A 15,772-nucleotide genomic window follows, 5' to 3' on the forward strand; every position below is an offset into this window, starting at 1 on the left:
CGGAATGTCCTGTGGAAACGGGCGCATCCCGCGCCCATGGAACGGCTCACATCTCCCGGCCACCCTGACGCGTCAGAGCGCCGGGCCGGTAATTCGATGGATATGAGCACACCGGGTCATGCGGCGCGTTATAGGCAAGGCACTCGCGCGCGGCAAGCGCCTTGACCGGCCGCTTCAGGGCCGCGCGCGCTCAGGCACGAGCTGCTGCACGATGCCCACCACCATCAGGTAGATCGACGTCACCACCAGGCCCCAATGCGCGATATGCCCTTCGGCGAAATCGAGCCAGGCGGCCCAGGCGGCAAAGATCGTCCAGGCCAGCGCCACCGGCAGCGACAGCCAGCGCCAGCGCATCGTCCGCGTCGGGTGGATGAATTTCAGCGGGAAGAACATCGCGACGGACAGCGCCAGAACCACACCGAGGATCGTCCAGTAGCCGGGCTGCAGCGCAAACATCACCAGAACCACCATGTTCCAGCAGGCAGGAAAGCCGGAGAAGGAATTGTCCTTCGTTTTCATGCGCGTATCGGCAAAATAGATGACGCTTGCATAGGTGATCGCGATGATCGCGAGCCAACCCGTCCAGCCCGGCAGCAGGCCCGATTTGAACAGCGCATAGGCCGGGATGAAGACATAGGTCAGGTAATCGACGATCAGGTCCATCAGGACGCCGTCATAGGTCGGCCAGTTGTGCTTGGTATCGTAGCGCCGCGCGAGCGGGCCATCCACGCCATCCACCACCAGCGCGACCACCAGCCACAGGAACATCAGCGCCCATTTTTCCTCGACGGCCGCCAGCATCGCCAGCATCGACAGCACTGCGCCGGTCGCAGTGAGGAGGTGAACCGAAAGAGCTTTGAAGCGAATATCCATGCCCCTCTCTGCCCCAAAGCGCGCGGGGGCGCAAGGCGCGGCGCCGTTCAGGCGCGGGGATGGGCGGCGTTGTAGACCTCCATCAGGCGGGCGCTGTCGACGGCGGTATAGATCTGTGTGGTCGACAGGCTGGCATGGCCCAGAAGCTCCTGAATCGCCCGCAGATCGCCCCCGGCCGCGAGCAGATGAGTCGCGAAGCTGTGGCGCAGCGCATGCGGCGTCGCCGTCGCGGGCAGGCCGAGCGCGCTGCGCGCGCGCTCCATCGCCAGCGCGACCAGCCGCCCATTGAGCGCGCCGCCGCGCGCGCCGCGAAACAGCGCCGCCGCGGGCTCCGGCGCCCAGGGGCAGAGCCGTACATATTCGGCCACCGCCTCGCGCGCCACGGGCAGCACCGGCACCATACGCTCCTTGCCGCCCTTGCCGCGGATGCGCAGCGATTCCGGCAGCGGCAGATCGGCGCCGGTAAGGCCGAGCGCCTCCGAAATCCGCAGCCCGCAGGCATACATCAGCGTGACCACAGCCGCATCCCGCGCCGCGATCCAGGGTTCCATCGCCTGCAGGTCGACCTGGGCGATCACCTGCTGCGCCCCCTCCTCGCTCAGGGGGCGTGGCAGCTTACGCTCGAATTTCGGCGCACGGGTCGCGAGCACATGGGTCGCATCGAACCCTTCGCGATCCGCGAGCCAGCGGAAGAAGGCTTTGACCGATGACAGCGCCCGCGCCAGCGACCGGGCTCCAAGGCCCCTGCCCCGCTCATGGGCCATCCAGGCGCGCATATCGGCGGGCGCCACCTGCGCCAGACGCGAAAGCCCGAGGCTGTCGCCCAGATGCTGGTGCTGGAAACCCAGAAAGCCCGCGACGTCGCTCCGGTAGGCGGTGAGCGTATGCTCGGAAACGCCCTCCAGCGCGCGCAGATGGTCGCACCAGCGCAGGAGCGCATCGCCCACCGCGGGCGATACGCCCGTCAGGCCAGCGCCAGCCACCGCCGCATCGTCCGCTCGAACGCCCCGGCGAAGAAGCCAAGGAGATCTGTCCCCTGCGAAGGCCGGAACTGATCCGCATCCTCGGCGCCCAGCACCAGCATCCCGGGCAGCCGCCCCTCGCCGAGGTCGAGCCGCATCAGCGCCTCCGACCGGATCCAGTCCGCCGCAGGGCCGAACACGGCCACGGAATCGGCATGGGTGCGGCGCAGCACCACCGGGCGCGCCGGGCGCCCATGCGCGCCGCGCATGTATTCGGTGACGAAGCCGGGCCCGGCCACGACCAGCGCATCCCCCAGCCGCGCGAGCGCCGCATCGCGCGTGCCCTGCTTCGTTTCCAGCACGAGGCGCACCGAATCGACGCGCAGGATATCGGCGATATCGGCCGAGAGCAGCCGCATGAAGCTCTCGAAATCCAGCGCCTCGAGCATTCGCAGGATCGCGCGGTGGATCTGGTTCGTGCCGGCCAGGTTTTCATAGGCGGCGGCGATCACGGTGCGGTGGGTATCTTCGAGGCGGTCCAGCCGGCGCTCCAGCCGCTCCATCGCGACGCCGCGCAGGTCGATCACATTCTCGCCCATCGCCTTTTGCGTCGCAGTAATCAGGGCCCGCATCAGATCATGGTCGCCGAGGATCACCTCGGGGTCCGCCATGATCTTCTCGCGCATCTGCTCTGCCAGTCCCATGTCGTTCATTGTGTCTGCCTCACCGGGATTTTTGCCGAGGCTGACACAGATCCGGTAAATTTTGCATGGATATTTCGAATTGCGCGGATTTATGGCCCGCGGGGTCGCCCGCGGGCCACAATCATGTCAGACGATCTTCTGGCCGGTCTTGGCCCAGTCCTTCAGGAACTGGTCGAGCCCCTTGTCGGTGAGCACATGGTTCGCCATCGCCTTGATGACCGAGGGCGGCGCGGTGATCACGTCGGCGCCGATCCGGGCCACATCGGTGATGTGGTTGACGGTGCGGATCGAGGCGGCGAGGATTTCGGTGCGGAAATCGTAATTGTCGTAGATCGTGCGGATGTCTTCGATCAGCTGGATCCCGTCGAGGTTGATGTCATCGAGCCGCCCGATGAACGGGCTGATGAACGCGGCCCCCGCCTTCGCGGCCAGGATCGCCTGCGCGGCCGAGAAGCACAGCGTGACATTGACCATATGGCCCTCGGATGCGAAAGCCTTGCAGGCGGTCAGCCCGGCCCAGGTCAGCGGCACCTTGATCGCGATATTGGGGGCGATCTTGGCCAGCTTCAGACCTTCGGCGATCATGTCCTTGGCTTCGGTCGCGACGACCTCGGCCGAGACCGGCCCGGAGACCATGTCACAGATCTCCTTGGTGACTTCCACAATGTCGCGGCCCGATTTCAGGATCAGCGACGGGTTGGTGGTGACGCCATCCACCATGCCAAGGTCATTGAGTTCCTTGATCGCGGCGACATCGGCGGTATCGACGAAGAATTTCATGGTCAGCCTCCTGAATGGATCTTGCCCCGCTGATAGCGCAAACCGCACCGGGTGCCTAGGGCGGATCCATGGCTGAGCAGGGCTGGTATCCGGCAGGCGGGCGTATCGCGGTGCTGACGGCGAAGCCGATCGGGCGGCCGCTGGATTACCTCGCGCCCGAGGGCGGCTGCGCGGCCGGCGCCTTCGTCGAGGTGCCTCTGGGCCCGCGCCGGGTGCTGGGCGTGGTCTGGGGCCCGGGCGATGGCAGCTTCGATGCGGGCAGGCTGCGCACGGTTGCCCGCGTGCTCGATGTACCGCCGATGCGCGAGGAACTGCAGCAGTTCCTGCTGCGGATGGGCGCTTATACGATGACCTCGCTGCCCGCAATGCTGCGCCTTGCGACCCGCACGCCGGGGCTGTTCGATGCGCCGGGCGCGCGCAAGGTCTACCGCCTGGCCGGGCGCGACCCGGGCCGTATGACGGAAGCGCGCGAGAAGGTGCTGGAGGTGCTGCAGGGGCAGGACGGGCTCTATCTGGGCGAGCTGGCCGAGATGGCCGGGGTGACGCCGCAGGTGGTGAAGGGGCTGGTGAAGGCCGGCGCCGTGCTGGAGCTGGAGGAGCCGCGCGACCTGCCCTTCCCGCGGCTGGACCCCGATCGCCCCGGCAAGGCGCTCTCGGACGATCAGGCGGCGGCGGCGGCGGCGCTGCGCGCGGGCGAAGGCTTCGGGGTCACGCTGCTGAAGGGGGTGACGGGCTCGGGCAAGACCGAGGTCTATCTGGAGGCGGTCGCCGAATGCCTGCGCCGCGGGCGGCAGGCGCTGGTGCTCTTGCCCGAAATCGCGCTGACGACGGAATTCCTCGCCCGCGTGGAGGCCCGCTTCGGCGCGCGCCCCGGCGAATGGCATTCGGGCGCGACCCAGTCCGAGCGCCGCCGGCTGTGGAAAATGGTGGCCGAGGGCGGCGCGCAGATGGTGATCGGGGCGCGCTCGGCGCTGTTCCTGCCGTTCCGCGACCTCGGGCTGATCGTCGTCGATGAGGAACACGACAGCTCCTACAAGCAGGAGGAGGGCGTGATCTACAACGCCCGCGACATGGCGGTGCTGCGCGCCTCCTTCTGCGCGGCGCAGGTGGTGCTGGCCTCGGCCACACCGAGCCTCGAAACCTGGGTGAACGCTGAAAGCGGCAAATATGCGCGGCTGGAGCTGAAGGCCCGGTTCGGGGTCTCCGACCTGCCCGAGATGCGCGCGATCGACATGCGCGAGGAGCGGATCGAGCCGGTGCACTGGATCTCGCCCACGCTGGTGGGCGCGGTGCAGGGGCGGCTGATGGCGGGCGAACAGGCGATGCTGTTTCTGAACCGGCGCGGCTATGCCCCGGTGACGATCTGCCGCGCCTGCGGCCATCAGATCGGCTGCGACCATTGCGACGCGCGGATGGTGGAGCACCGGTTCCAGAACCGCCTCGTCTGCCACCAGTGCGGCGAGACGAAGCCCATTCCCACCGTTTGCCCCGCCTGCGGGGTGGAGGGCAAGCTCGCCCCCGTCGGCCCGGGGGTGGAGCGGCTGGCCGAAGAGGTGAAGGAGCGGTTTCCGGGCGCGCGGGTCTCGGTGCTGTCCTCCGATCTGTTCGGCTCGGCGCGGGCGCTGAAGGAGGCCATCGTCGATATCGCCGGGGGCGGCGCCGACATCATCATCGGCACGCAGATCGTGGCCAAGGGGCACAATTTCCCGCGCCTGACGCTGGTCGGCGTGATCGACGCCGATCTGGGCCTGCAAGGGTCCGACCTGCGCGCGGCGGAGCGCACCTTCCAGCTGATGCGCCAGGTGGCGGGCCGGGCGGGCCGGGCGGAGCGGCCCGGGGTGGCGCTGCTGCAGACCTTCCAGCCCGAGCATCCGGTGATCCGCGCCATTCTGGGCGGCGACGAGGAGGCCTTCTGGCGCGCCGAGGCCGAGGCCCGCCGCGCGGCGGGCGTGCCGCCCTTCGGCCGGATGGCGGGGATCATCCTGTCGGGCCCGGAGGTCGCGCCGCTGTTCGAGATTGGCAACGAGCTCGCCCGGCGCGCGCAGCCGCTGGCGAAGGTGGGGGCGCAGCTCTTTGGCCCTGCCCCGGCCCCGATTGCGCGCGTGCGCGGCCGCCATCGGGTGCGGCTGCTGATCAAGGCCGACAAGGCCGCACCCCTGCAGCCTGCCATCCGCGCCTGGGTCCGGCGGGTCAAACTGCCCAATTCCGTGCGCCTCGCGATCGACATCGACCCGCAAAGCTTCCTCTGAGCGCGCGCAGGCCTTGAAATCCCGGGGCGGCGCTTGTATCTCGTCACGTCCCCACTAGAATGGGAAGAACCTCCCCCGGGGCCGCCCGCCATCGCGCCGTTGCCCGCCCCGACCTGCATGACGAAAGGGTGCCGATGTCCTGGACCGATGAACGCGTCGAGCTTCTGAAGAAGATGTGGACAGAGGGTCAGTCCGCCAGCCAGATCGCCAAGGAGCTGGGTGGTGTGACGCGCAATGCCGTGATCGGCAAGGTGCACCGGCTCGGCCTGTCGAACCGGATCGAGGGCGCGCCCGCGGCCCCGGCGCCGGCCGCCCCGCATGCGCCTGCGGCCGCCGCGAAGCCGGTGATCGAGGATGTGACCCCGGAGCCCGAAGTGGTGCGCCCGGCGCCGCAGCCCACCGCCGCCGCCCGGCCGGAGCCCGCGCCCGTGCGCCCGGCGCCGCAGCCCGCGCCTGCGGCCGCCCGCCCCGAGACCAACGTGACGCCGATGATGCGCAAGCCGATCGTGCCTGCGGGCCAGCCGCTGCCGCCGCAGCCCTCGCTGAACGAAATCAGCCCGGAAACGCTCGCCTCGGTGCGCGAGGTGGAGAAACGCTCGCGCAAGATCGGCCTGATGGAGCTGACCGAGCGCACCTGCAAATGGCCGATCGGCGACCCGGCGACGGATCATTTCTACTTCTGCGGCCTGCCGAGCCAGGCCGGCAAGCCCTATTGCGAGGCCCATGTCTCGGTCGCCTTCCAGCCGATGAGCGCGCGGCGCGACCGGCGCCGCTGAGGCCCGCAGCACAGCAACGACGACCGGGCGGGCCGCAGGGCCCGCCTTCGCATTCCCGCCACCCGCCCGCCGAAAGCCCGCCCGATGAGCCAGAACCCCCCGAACCTGCGCCCCGACCTCGCGCCGCTGCCGCGGTTCGACGCCGCCCCCCGCCCCGGCCAGCCGACGATCGGGATGGTCAGCCTCGGCTGCCCCAAGGCACTGGTGGACAGCGAGCGGATCCTGACGCGCCTGCGCGCCGAGGGCTATGCGATCAGCCCGGATTACAAGGGCGCCGAGGCGGTGATCGTGAACACCTGCGGCTTCCTCGACAGCGCCAAGGCCGAGAGCCTGGAAGCGATCGGCGAGGCACTGAAGGAAAACGGCAAGGTGATCGTGACCGGCTGCCTCGGCGCCGAGCCCGAATTCATCACCGGGGCGCATCCGAAGGTGCTGGCGGTGACCGGCCCGCAGCAATACGAACAGGTTCTGGATGCGGTGCATGGCGCGGTGCCGCCCGCGCCCGATCCGTTCGTCGATCTGCTGCCCGCCACCGGCGTGAAGCTGACGCCACGGCACTTCAGCTACCTGAAGATTTCCGAGGGCTGCAACCACGCCTGCAAGTTCTGCATCATCCCCGACATGCGCGGCAAGCTGGTCTCGCGCCCGGCGCATGCGGTGCTGCGCGAGGCGGAGAAGCTGCTCGATGCGGGGGTGCGCGAGCTCTTGGTGATCTCGCAGGATACCTCCGCCTATGGACTCGATCGCAAATACGATCTGAATCCCTGGAAGGGCGGCGAGGTGCGCAGCCACATCACCGATCTGACCCGCGAAATGGGCAAGCTCGCGCAGGGCGCGGGCGCCTGGGTGCGGCTGCATTACGTCTATCCCTACCCGCATGTGCGCGAGCTGGTGCCGCTGATGGCCGAGGGGCTGGTGCTGCCCTATCTGGACATCCCGTTCCAGCACGCCCACCCGGATGTGCTAAAACGCATGGCCCGGCCCGCGGCTTCGGCCAGAACGCTCGATGAAATCGCGGCCTGGCGCGCGGCCTGCCCGGAGATCGTGCTGCGCTCCACCTTCATCGTCGGCTACCCCGGCGAGACGGAGGCGGAGTTCCAGTATCTGCTGGACTGGCTGGAGGAGGCGCAGCTCGATCGCGTCGGCTGCTTCCAGTATGAGAACGTGGCGGGTGCGCGCTCGAACGCGCTGCCCGATCATGTGCCCGACGATGTGAAACAGGACCGCTGGGACCGCTTCATGGAAAAGGCGCAGGAGATTTCGGCGGCGAAGCTGGAGGCCAAGGTCGGCACGCTGCAGCAGGTGATCGTGGATGCGGTGGATGACGAAGGCGCCACCTGCCGCACCCGCGCCGATGCGCCCGAAATCGACGGCAATCTGTTCATCGACGAGGACTTCGAGGGCCTGAACCCCGGCGACATGGTGACGGTGACGGTGGAGGAAGCCTCCGAATACGACCTCTGGGGCAGGCTGTCCTGACGCGCAGTTTCATGGCAGGCTGTGGCGATTGCCCCCAAGCCACAGTGAGCTGCCATGTTGCGTAGATTTGCCCTGTCCGCTGTCGCGGGCGTCGTCACCCTCCTGCCCTTTGCCGCCGCCGCCGAGCCGCTCGACGTGCCCATCCGCGGCTTTTGCGGCGATGGCCAGGCTGCGGATTACAGCTCCAGCACCGTCGCCGGCCTGAAGGCAGGAGGCGACGGGTTCCTGGCCGTCCGCACCGGGCCGGGCGCGAATTTCCGCAAGATCGACGAATTGCACAATGGCGATGTCGTCTATGTGCTGGCCGTGAAGGGGGACTGGTTCGGGGTGCTCTATGGCTCCGGCGCCGACAGCTATTGTCAGGGGTCGGTCCGGATCCCGGCCGCGCGCGCGCCGCAGGGCTGGGTGCACCGGCGCTGGCTGCGCGATCTCGCCGGATAGGATTTCGCCGAAGCCCTTCCCTCGCACGCCGCTTTCGCCTATCTGGGGGGCAACCCGAATTTCGCGCGAAAGGTGCCCCGATGGCCTCGTATCAGTATGTCTACCACATGGATGGGGTGTCGAAGACCTATCCGGGCGGCAAGAAGTGTTTCGAAAACATCCGCCTGAACTTCCTGCCCGGTGTGAAGATCGGCGTCGTCGGCGTGAACGGCGCCGGTAAATCGACGCTGCTGCGCATCATGGCGGGCATCGACAAGGACTTTCAGGGCGAGGCCTGGGCCGCCAAGGGCGCCAAGGTCGGCTATCTGTCGCAGGAGCCCTATCTGGACCCGGCACTCGATGTGCGCGGCAACGTGATGCTCGGCGTCGCCGAAAAGCAGGGCAAGCTCGACCGCTACAACGAACTCGCCATGAACTACTCTGACGAGACCGCCGAGGAAATGGCCCGCCTGCAAGACGAGATCGACGCCGAGAACCTGTGGGACCTCGACAGCCAGGTCGATATCGCGCTGGAGGCCCTGCGCTGCCCGCCCGACGATGCCGATGTGGAAACGCTCTCGGGCGGCGAACGGCGCCGGGTGGCGCTGTGCAAGCTGCTGCTTGAAGCTCCCGACATGCTGCTGCTCGACGAACCGACCAACCACCTCGATGCCGAAACCATCGCCTGGCTGCAAAAGCACCTGATCGAGTACAAGGGCACGATCCTGTGCGTGACCCACGACCGCTACTTCCTCGACGACATCACCTCCTGGATCCTGGAGCTGGAGCGCGGCCGCGGCATCCCCTACGAGGGCAACTATTCCAGCTGGCTGGAGCAGAAGGCGAAGCGGCTGGAGCAGGAAGCCCGCGAGGACAAGGCCAAGCAGAAGGTCATGGCGAAGGAGCTCGAATGGATCCGCGCCGGGGCCAAGGCGCGCCAGGCGAAATCCAAGGCCCGGATCGCGGCCTACGAGAAGATGGCGGACCAGTCCGAGAAGGAACGGGTCGGCACCGCGCAGATCATCATCCCGAACGGGCCGCGGCTCGGCGGAAAAGTGATCGAGCTCGAAGGCATCTCCAAGCATTACGGCGAGAAGCAGCTGATCGAGAACCTCTCGCTCTCGATCCCGCCGGGCGCCATCGTCGGCGTGATCGGGCCGAACGGCGCGGGCAAATCGACGCTGTTCAAGATGATCACCGGGCAGGAAGCGCCCGACGCCGGCACCGTGACCATCGGCGACACGGTGAAGCTCTCCTATGTCGACCAGTCGCGCGATGCGCTGGACCCGGAGAAGAACGTCTGGGAGGAAATCTCGGGCGGGGCGGAGCTGATCCAGCTCGGCGAGGCCACGGTGAACTCGCGCAGCTATGTCGGCGCGTTCAACTTCAAGGGCTCGGACCAGCAGAAGAAGGTGGGCCTGCTGTCGGGCGGTGAGCGCAACCGCGTGCACATGGCGAAGCTCCTGAAATCGGGCGGCAACGTGCTGCTGCTCGACGAACCGACCAACGACCTCGACGTGGAAACCCTGCAGGCGCTGGAAGCGGCGATCGAGGATTTCGCGGGCTGCGCGATCATCATCTCGCACGACCGTTTCTTCCTCGACCGGCTCTGCACCCATATCCTGGCCTTCGAGGGCGACAGCCATGTGGAATATTTCGAAGGCAACTTCGAGGATTACGAAGCCGACAAGGCCCGCCGCCTCGGCCCCGACGCGCTGGAGCCGAAGCGGGTGAAATACAAGAAGTTCAGCCGATAACATTTGCCTCCCGCCGCGATGTCGCGCAGCATCGCGGCAGGAGGACGCATGAGCGACAGACCAGACCCGGCCTTCAGCGACTATATGGCGGCCTATCGCCACTACAGCCTGCTGCGCTTCTCGATCCTTCCGATCTATCTCAGCTTCAGCCTCGCCATGCATGCGGGCTTCTATGTGCTGGCCACCGGCGCGGCGCATCCGCCGCAGCTCTGGCTTGCGGGCGCGCTCCTCCCCGTGGCCGGCATGATCGCGACCCTGGTGTTCATGGGGCTGGAATACCGGCTCGATGCCTATATCGGCCGGTTCCGCGCGCTGTGCGAAGAGATCGAGCGCCGCGGCCGCCTGGCCGATGCGAACATGCCGCGTGGCTTTGGCTCCATCAGCACCCTCGCGCAGGTGCTCTATGCATTGGGGCTCGTGTGCTTCTTCATCGAGCTGGTGCTGATCACCGGGCTGATCGGCTAGCGCTGCGCCACCACCACGAAGCCTTCGATCGGCGCGCCCCGGTCCATCCGCAGCGGCGCCCGGCTGAAGCGGGCGGTGAAGCCCGCGCCGTGCAACAGGCCCCGCAGATAGGCCTCCGAATGCGCATAGCGGCGGCTCTCGCGCAGCGTGAAGCCGGGGCCGTCATGCGCCTCGGTGGTGAAGGCAAAGCTGCCCCCTGCCGCCAGCGCCCGCCCGACCCAGCCGATGATCGCCTCCAGCCCGCCGAGGTAGGCGAACACATCCGCGGCCGTGATCAGGTCCCATCCTGCGCCGGGCTCCGGCAGGTCCGAGAGGTCGCGCTTTTCGAGCAGGTCATAGAGACCCTTCGCCTCCGCCTCACGCAGCATTTCGGCCGAAATGTCCCAGCCCTCCAGCCGCGCCACCAGCGGGCGCAGCTCCGCCCCCATCAGCCCGGTGCCGCAACCCAGATCCAGCGCCCGTGGCCAGTGGCCCTGCAGCTCCGCCCGCAGCAGCTGCGGCGCGCGGTAGTCCAGCGTTTCGACCAGCGCATGGTCGAAATGGCCCGCGTATTGGTCGAACAGCGCCTCGACGAAGGCAGAAGGCATCTCCGCCGTGCCCGCGCCCAGCAGGCCCAGCCGCAGCGCCGCCCCCATCGTATCGGCCGGATCCAGCCGCAGCGCCGCGCGCAGCGCCTCCGCCGCGCCCGGCAGGGCATGATCGGCGCGGATCTCGCCCAGCCGGTACCAGCCCGCGGCCCAGCCCGGCGCAATCTCCAGCGCCTGCGCATAGAGATCTGCCGCGGCAGTGGCATCGCCCACCGCCAGCAGGCCCTCGGCATAATCCGCGCGCCTGTCGGCGATGAGGTCGCCGGAAGAGAATTTCAGGGGTGTCATGGGGCCTCCAGATGTCCGGGAACGGGGCTGGAGGCAGGGCTAGGGTTCGCGCATTCGGATCCTGGGAAAAGCTGCGCCGCATGTGCAGCGGCGCCGGGCTTTCGTCAAGGGCTGACGCGCTCCCAGGCGACGGTAAACTGGCCGAGGATCTCGCGCAGCCCGGCCTCGTCGGCGCCCTGAACGGCCGCCACCAGCCCGCGCTTGCGGTCCTCGCGCACGGAGACGACCCGCCCCCCGACCCCCGCCAGCGCCGCATCCAGCACCCGGCGGATCGCCAGCTTGCGCAGATCGGGCTTGAACACTTTGCCCACAGCGGTCTTGGGCAGCTCAGGCAGGATCTCGATCACCTTCGGGATCGCGGCGCGTTCATGGATATGCTCGGCCGCGAAGGCCATCAGCTCCGCCGGATCGACCCGCGCATCCTTCACCAGCTCCACATAGGCGCAGGGCAGCTCGCCCGCGAACGCGTCGGGCTGGCCGATCGCGCCCGCGAAGGCCACCGCCGGATGGTGCAGCAGCGCCTCCTCGATCTCGGCCGGGTCGATGTTGTGCCCGCCCCGAATGATCAGGTCCTTCGCCCGCCCGGTGATCCATAGATAGCCATCCGCATCCAGCCGCCCGAGATCGCCCGTGCGCAGGAACCGCCCCTCGGCGAACAGGTCGTGGTTCTTGTCGGGCTCGGTATAGGTCGAGCCCTCGAACACACCGGGATTGGCAATACAGATCTCGCCCACCTCATCCACGCCGCATTCGAGGAAGGCCCCCTCCACCCGGCGCAGGATCCGCACGTGGGTATAAGGCAGCGGCAGGCCGACGGAGCCGATCTTCTTCACGCCCCCGGGCGGATTCACGGCCACGAGGCAGGTGGCTTCCGTCAGGCCATAGCCTTCGCAGATACCGACCCCCGTCGCCTCCTTGAACCGGTTGTAAAGCTCCAGCGGCAGCGGCGCCGAGCCCGAAATCGCCGTGCGCAGCGAGGAGATATCGGCATCCACCGGCCGCTGCATCAGCGCCGCCAGCGCCGTGGGCACGGTGATCAGGAAGCTCACCTTCCAGCGCGCCACCAGTTTCCAGAAATTGTCGAACACCCCCTCGCCGCGGTAGCCCGCGGGCGTCGGCATCACCACATGCGCGCCGGACTGGATCGCCGACATCAGGATCGGATAGGCCGCGAAGACATGAAACAGAGGCAGCGGGCAGATCAGCACATCGCTCTCGGTGAACAGCAGCGTGCCGCCGAGCCAGCCGTTGTAGATCATCCCCGAATATTTGTGCTGCGCGACCTTGGGCATGCCGGTGGTGCCGCCGGTATGAAAATAGGCCGCGACCCGGTCGCCGGTGCTGTCGGCGAAGGTCAGCCTGTCGGCCGGCTGGGCGGCGCAGGCACGGTGGAAATCCAGCACATGCGCATGGTGGCGCGTGGGCACCTTCGGCCGCAGAAAGGGCACGATCCAGCGCCTGGGCGGCGGCAGGTAGCGGTTCAGATCCACCTCCAGCACCGCCTGCACGCCCGGCGCGGCCCGCACTGCCTCCGCCGCCTTCTGCGCCACATCGCTGCGCGGGAAGGCCTTCAGCGTCACCAGCACCTTCGCCCGCGTCTCGCGCAGGATCGCCGCAATCTGCTCGGGCTCCAGAAGCGGGTTGATCGGGTTCACGATCCCCGCGACCGCCCCCCCGAGGAGCACGGCCGCCGTCTCCAGGCAATTGGGCAGCAGGTAGGCCACGGTATCGCGCTCCCCTACCCCCATCTCGCGCAGCAGGTTCGCGACCTGCGTCACCTGGCCATGCAGCTCCGCCCAGCTCAGCGTCTCCGCAGGATCCGTCGGGCCCGAAGTCAGCTGAAACGACAGCGCCGGGCGGGCGCCGTGGCGGGCCTTCGCGCGGCTGATGAACTCATAAATTGTGACGGCCCGGTCGCGCAGCTCCCAGGGCATTTCACGCTCGATCCTGTCGCGATCGGCCACGGTCGCGAATATATTAGGCATATTGTCCTCCCCGCGCGCCGTCCTCCTACGGCACGCCCGGGCAGAATGCGTGCTTCGCCCAGCCGGGGCAAGCCGGGGTTGACCCGAACGTCACGTCAGAAACGGGTGACGTCCGGGCAGCGCTCAGGCTTTGCCGCCCGGGATCCGCAGCATCTGCCCGGGGTAGATCTTGTCCGGATGGGTCAGCATCGGCTTGTTCGCCTCGAAAATTTCCGGGTAGCGGTTCGCATTACCTAGGTATTTCTTCGCGATGGCCGAAAGCGTGTCGCCCTTGACCACGGTATGGAACACGGCTTCGGCCGTATCTTCGTCATGATCGGTCTCGACGGCTGCGACGCCATCGACATTGCCGACCGCGAGGATGATCTTTTCCTTGGTCGCGGCATCCACGGCCTTGCCCGAGACCACCACCTTGTCGCCCTCGACCTTGAGCCCGATCCCCTGCGCATCCAGCCCGAGCGTTTTCAGCTCCGCCTTCAGCGCCTCCTCCTTCGGCGCCTCGGCAGCCTCCGCCTTCGAGCCGAACAGGGATTTGCCCGCATCCTTCACGAAACTCCACAGACCCATCTCATCCTCCTTCACCGGGCGCCATTGCGCGCGCCACGCGGCCAGAATGCCGCAGAAGCCGCCGCCGCGATAGGAAAATCGCTCAGGCGGCGCCGCCGTCGGTGAACTGCAGCCTTGCCAGCTGCGCATAGAGCCCGCCCTGCGCCACCAGCTCGTCATGCGTGCCTTGCGCGACGATGCGGCCCTCCTCGAAGACCACGATCCGGTCCGCGCGCTTCACCGTCGCGAGCCGGTGCGCGACGATCACCGTGGTGCGCCCCACGGCGAGCTGCTCCACCGCGGCCTGCACCGCGCGCTCCGAAGCCGCGTCCAGCGCCGATGTCGCCTCATCGAGCAGCAGGATCGGCGCGTCACGCAGGATCGCCCGGGCGATGGCGATGCGCTGTTTCTGCCCGCCCGAGAGCATCACGCCGCGCTCGCCCACATAGGTCTCGTAGCCCTCGGGCAGCGCGCTCAGGAACTCATGCGCATGGGCCGCGCGCGCGCCCGCCTCCACATCGGCATCGCTCGCCTCCGGGCGGCCAAAGCGGATGTTCTCGCGCGCGGTCGCGGCAAAGATCACCGGGTCTTGCGGCACCAGCGCAATCGCGCGGCGGAAATCGCTGCGCGCAAGGCTGCGCAGGTCGTGCCCGTCGATCCGCACCGCGCCCGTCTCCGGGTCCCAGAACCGCTGGATCAGCTGGATCACCGTGGTCTTGCCCGCGCCGGAGGGGCCCACCAGCGCCACCGTCTCACCCGGCGCGATCACCAGATCCACGCCCTGCAGCGCCGAGACGTCGGGCCGCGTCGGGTAGTGGAAGCTCACGTTCTCGAAGCGGATCTCGCCCTTCGCGGGCATCGGCAGGGCCAGCGGATGCGCGGGATCGCGGATCGCATCCTCGGTCGAGAGCAGCTCGACCAGACGCTCCGTCGCCCCGGCCGCGCGCTGGATCTCGCCCCAGATCTCGGAGAGCGCGCCGACGGAGCCCGCCACCATCACCGCATAGATGACGAACTGCACCAGCTCGCCCACCGTCATCGCGCCCTCGCGCACATCGCGCGCGCCGACCCACAGCACCCCGATCACCCCGGCGAAGGCGAGGAAGATCACCACCATGGTCATGATCGCGCGCGTGCTGATGCGCTTTTGCGCCGCATCGAAGCTTTTCTCCGTGACGTCGGAGAAGCGCTGCCGGGTCAGGGCTTCATGGGTGAAGGCCTGCACCGTCTGCGCCGAAAGGAGCGCCTCGGAGGCCGCCCCCGAGGAGGCCGCGATCCAGTCCTGGTTCTCGCGGCTCAGCCCGCGCAGCCGCCGCCCCATGACCACGATCGGGATCACCACGACCGGCACCAGCAGCAGCACGAGCCCGGTGAGTTTGGCCGAGGAGAACATCAGCATCACCAGGCCGCCAAGCAGGATCAGCGCGTTGCGCAGCGCCACCGAAACCGAGGAGCCGATCACCGAGAGGATCAGCGTGGTATCGGTGGTGATGCGCGAAATGATCTCGCCGGTGAGGATCCGCTCGAAAAACGCGGGCGACATCGAGAGCACCCGGTCAAACACCGCCTTGCGGATATCGGCCACCACGCGCTCGCCAAAGCGCGTAACGAGCCAGTACCGCGCCCCGGTGCCCAGAGCGAGCGCCGCCGCGATGAACAGCGCCGCCTCGAAATAGTAGTCGAGCAGCCCGCCGCCCTTCTGGAAGCCATCGACCACGCGCCGCACGGCAATCGGCAGGATCAGGCTGATCCCCGCCGTCACCATCAGCGCCGCCAGCGCCGCCAGGGCCGTCCAGCGGTAGGGCCGGATGAACGGGGCGAGCCCCCGCAGGGCGCCGATGCGCTTCGAGGTCGGCCGATCGACCGGCGCCTGAGGTCTGCGTGCCATGTGTCCTCCTGTC

At 68.1% G+C, this 15,772-nt stretch carries 14 protein-coding genes; 6 read left to right on the forward strand and 8 right to left on the reverse strand.

From position 1 onward, the window contains the following. Window positions 1-174: 174 nt before the first annotated feature. The 4 genes from ACOMG5_RS08565 to fsa all read right to left on the reverse strand — a co-directional run bounded on the left by ACOMG5_RS08565 (window position 175) and on the right by fsa (window position 3,319). Window positions 175-873, reverse strand: coding sequence for a CDP-alcohol phosphatidyltransferase family protein (locus tag ACOMG5_RS08565; protein WP_420343378.1), 699 nt, complete (start codon window positions 871-873; stop codon window positions 175-177). A 47-nt stretch (window positions 874-920) separates the two neighbouring features. After that, complete coding sequence (locus tag ACOMG5_RS08570; protein ID WP_420343379.1) at window positions 921-1,856, reverse strand: tyrosine recombinase XerC; 936 nt, start codon at window positions 1,854-1,856, stop codon at window positions 921-923. Continuing rightward, complete coding sequence (locus tag ACOMG5_RS08575; protein ID WP_420343380.1) at window positions 1,838-2,548, reverse strand: DUF484 family protein; 711 nt, start codon at window positions 2,546-2,548, stop codon at window positions 1,838-1,840. Before ACOMG5_RS08575 ends, ACOMG5_RS08570 begins: the two co-directional genes overlap by 19 nt. 117 nt (window positions 2,549-2,665) lie before the next feature. Then, window positions 2,666-3,319 (reverse strand): fructose-6-phosphate aldolase, encoded by a 654-nt coding sequence (gene fsa, locus ACOMG5_RS08580; protein WP_420343381.1) that lies wholly within the window; start codon window positions 3,317-3,319, stop codon window positions 2,666-2,668. Between the two features lie 68 nt (window positions 3,320-3,387). On the opposite strand from fsa, the gene ACOMG5_RS08585 reads away from it, so the two are divergent. The 6 genes from ACOMG5_RS08585 (at window position 3,388) to ACOMG5_RS08610 (ending at window position 10,465) form a co-directional block, all read left to right on the forward strand. Beyond that, window positions 3,388-5,568 carry a primosomal protein N' gene (locus tag ACOMG5_RS08585; RefSeq protein WP_420343382.1) on the forward strand — a complete coding sequence of 727 codons (2,181 nt, stop codon included), beginning with the start codon at window positions 3,388-3,390 and terminating at the stop codon, window positions 5,566-5,568. A 134-nt stretch (window positions 5,569-5,702) separates the two neighbouring features. After that, window positions 5,703-6,344, forward strand: a complete 642-nt coding sequence (locus tag ACOMG5_RS08590) for a GcrA family cell cycle regulator (protein ID WP_420343383.1) — start codon at window positions 5,703-5,705, stop codon at window positions 6,342-6,344. 84 nt (window positions 6,345-6,428) lie between these two features. Further along, window positions 6,429-7,823: a 30S ribosomal protein S12 methylthiotransferase RimO gene (gene rimO / locus ACOMG5_RS08595; RefSeq protein WP_420343384.1), complete on the forward strand. Its 1,395-nt coding sequence runs from the start codon at window positions 6,429-6,431 to the stop codon at window positions 7,821-7,823. Between the two features lie 54 nt (window positions 7,824-7,877). After that, the gene (locus tag ACOMG5_RS08600) at window positions 7,878-8,264 is read left to right on the forward strand and encodes an SH3 domain-containing protein (RefSeq protein WP_420343385.1); all 387 of its coding nucleotides are present in this window, start codon (window positions 7,878-7,880) and stop codon (window positions 8,262-8,264) included. An 80-nt stretch (window positions 8,265-8,344) separates the two neighbouring features. Continuing rightward, on the forward strand, window positions 8,345-10,000 hold the full coding sequence (gene ettA, locus ACOMG5_RS08605; RefSeq protein WP_420343386.1) for an energy-dependent translational throttle protein EttA: 1,656 nt from the start codon (window positions 8,345-8,347) through the stop codon (window positions 9,998-10,000). 48 nt (window positions 10,001-10,048) lie between these two features. Further along, on the forward strand, window positions 10,049-10,465 hold the full coding sequence (locus tag ACOMG5_RS08610) for a hypothetical protein (protein WP_420343387.1): 417 nt from the start codon (window positions 10,049-10,051) through the stop codon (window positions 10,463-10,465). On the opposite strand, the gene ACOMG5_RS08615 is transcribed toward ACOMG5_RS08610, so the two are convergent. From ACOMG5_RS08615 to ACOMG5_RS08630, 4 genes are all read right to left on the reverse strand, one after another. Then, complete coding sequence (locus ACOMG5_RS08615) at window positions 10,462-11,340, reverse strand: class I SAM-dependent DNA methyltransferase (RefSeq protein WP_420343388.1); 879 nt, start codon at window positions 11,338-11,340, stop codon at window positions 10,462-10,464. The two genes, ACOMG5_RS08610 and ACOMG5_RS08615, sit on opposite strands and share 4 nt — an antisense overlap. A gap of 104 nt (window positions 11,341-11,444) precedes the next feature. Beyond that, window positions 11,445-13,325 (reverse strand): acyl-CoA synthetase, encoded by a 1,881-nt coding sequence (locus ACOMG5_RS08620; RefSeq protein WP_420343389.1) that lies wholly within the window; start codon window positions 13,323-13,325, stop codon window positions 11,445-11,447. A 123-nt stretch (window positions 13,326-13,448) separates the two neighbouring features. After that, window positions 13,449-13,892, reverse strand: coding sequence for a peptidoglycan-binding protein LysM (gene lysM / locus ACOMG5_RS08625; protein ID WP_420343390.1), 444 nt, complete (start codon window positions 13,890-13,892; stop codon window positions 13,449-13,451). Between the two features lie 82 nt (window positions 13,893-13,974). Further along, window positions 13,975-15,759: an ABC transporter transmembrane domain-containing protein gene (locus ACOMG5_RS08630; protein ID WP_420343391.1), complete on the reverse strand. Its 1,785-nt coding sequence runs from the start codon at window positions 15,757-15,759 to the stop codon at window positions 13,975-13,977. Window positions 15,760-15,772 lie beyond the last annotated feature (13 nt).

The organism is Paenirhodobacter sp. (assembly GCF_041916475.1).
In the GTDB taxonomy this organism is placed as follows: Bacteria; Pseudomonadota; Alphaproteobacteria; order Rhodobacterales; family Rhodobacteraceae; genus Rhodobacter.

Coding starts and splice junctions, on each gene's coding strand:
- ACOMG5_RS08565 (WP_420343378.1), bottom strand. CDS start 873: ATGGATATTCGCTTCAAAGCTCTTTCGGTTCACCTCCTCACTGCGACC.
- ACOMG5_RS08575 (WP_420343380.1), bottom strand. CDS start 2,548: ATGAACGACATGGGACTGGCAGAGCAGATGCGCGAGAAGATCATGGCG.
- fsa (WP_420343381.1), bottom strand. CDS start 3,319: ATGAAATTCTTCGTCGATACCGCCGATGTCGCCGCGATCAAGGAACTC.
- ACOMG5_RS08585 (WP_420343382.1), top strand. CDS start 3,388: ATGGCTGAGCAGGGCTGGTATCCGGCAGGCGGGCGTATCGCGGTGCTG.
- ACOMG5_RS08590 (WP_420343383.1), top strand. CDS start 5,703: ATGTCCTGGACCGATGAACGCGTCGAGCTTCTGAAGAAGATGTGGACA.
- rimO (WP_420343384.1), top strand. CDS start 6,429: ATGAGCCAGAACCCCCCGAACCTGCGCCCCGACCTCGCGCCGCTGCCG.
- ACOMG5_RS08600 (WP_420343385.1), top strand. CDS start 7,878: ATGTTGCGTAGATTTGCCCTGTCCGCTGTCGCGGGCGTCGTCACCCTC.
- ettA (WP_420343386.1), top strand. CDS start 8,345: ATGGCCTCGTATCAGTATGTCTACCACATGGATGGGGTGTCGAAGACC.
- ACOMG5_RS08610 (WP_420343387.1), top strand. CDS start 10,049: ATGAGCGACAGACCAGACCCGGCCTTCAGCGACTATATGGCGGCCTAT.
- ACOMG5_RS08615 (WP_420343388.1), bottom strand. CDS start 11,340: ATGACACCCCTGAAATTCTCTTCCGGCGACCTCATCGCCGACAGGCGC.
- ACOMG5_RS08620 (WP_420343389.1), bottom strand. CDS start 13,325: ATGCCTAATATATTCGCGACCGTGGCCGATCGCGACAGGATCGAGCGT.
- lysM (WP_420343390.1), bottom strand. CDS start 13,892: ATGGGTCTGTGGAGTTTCGTGAAGGATGCGGGCAAATCCCTGTTCGGC.
- ACOMG5_RS08630 (WP_420343391.1), bottom strand. CDS start 15,759: ATGGCACGCAGACCTCAGGCGCCGGTCGATCGGCCGACCTCGAAGCGC.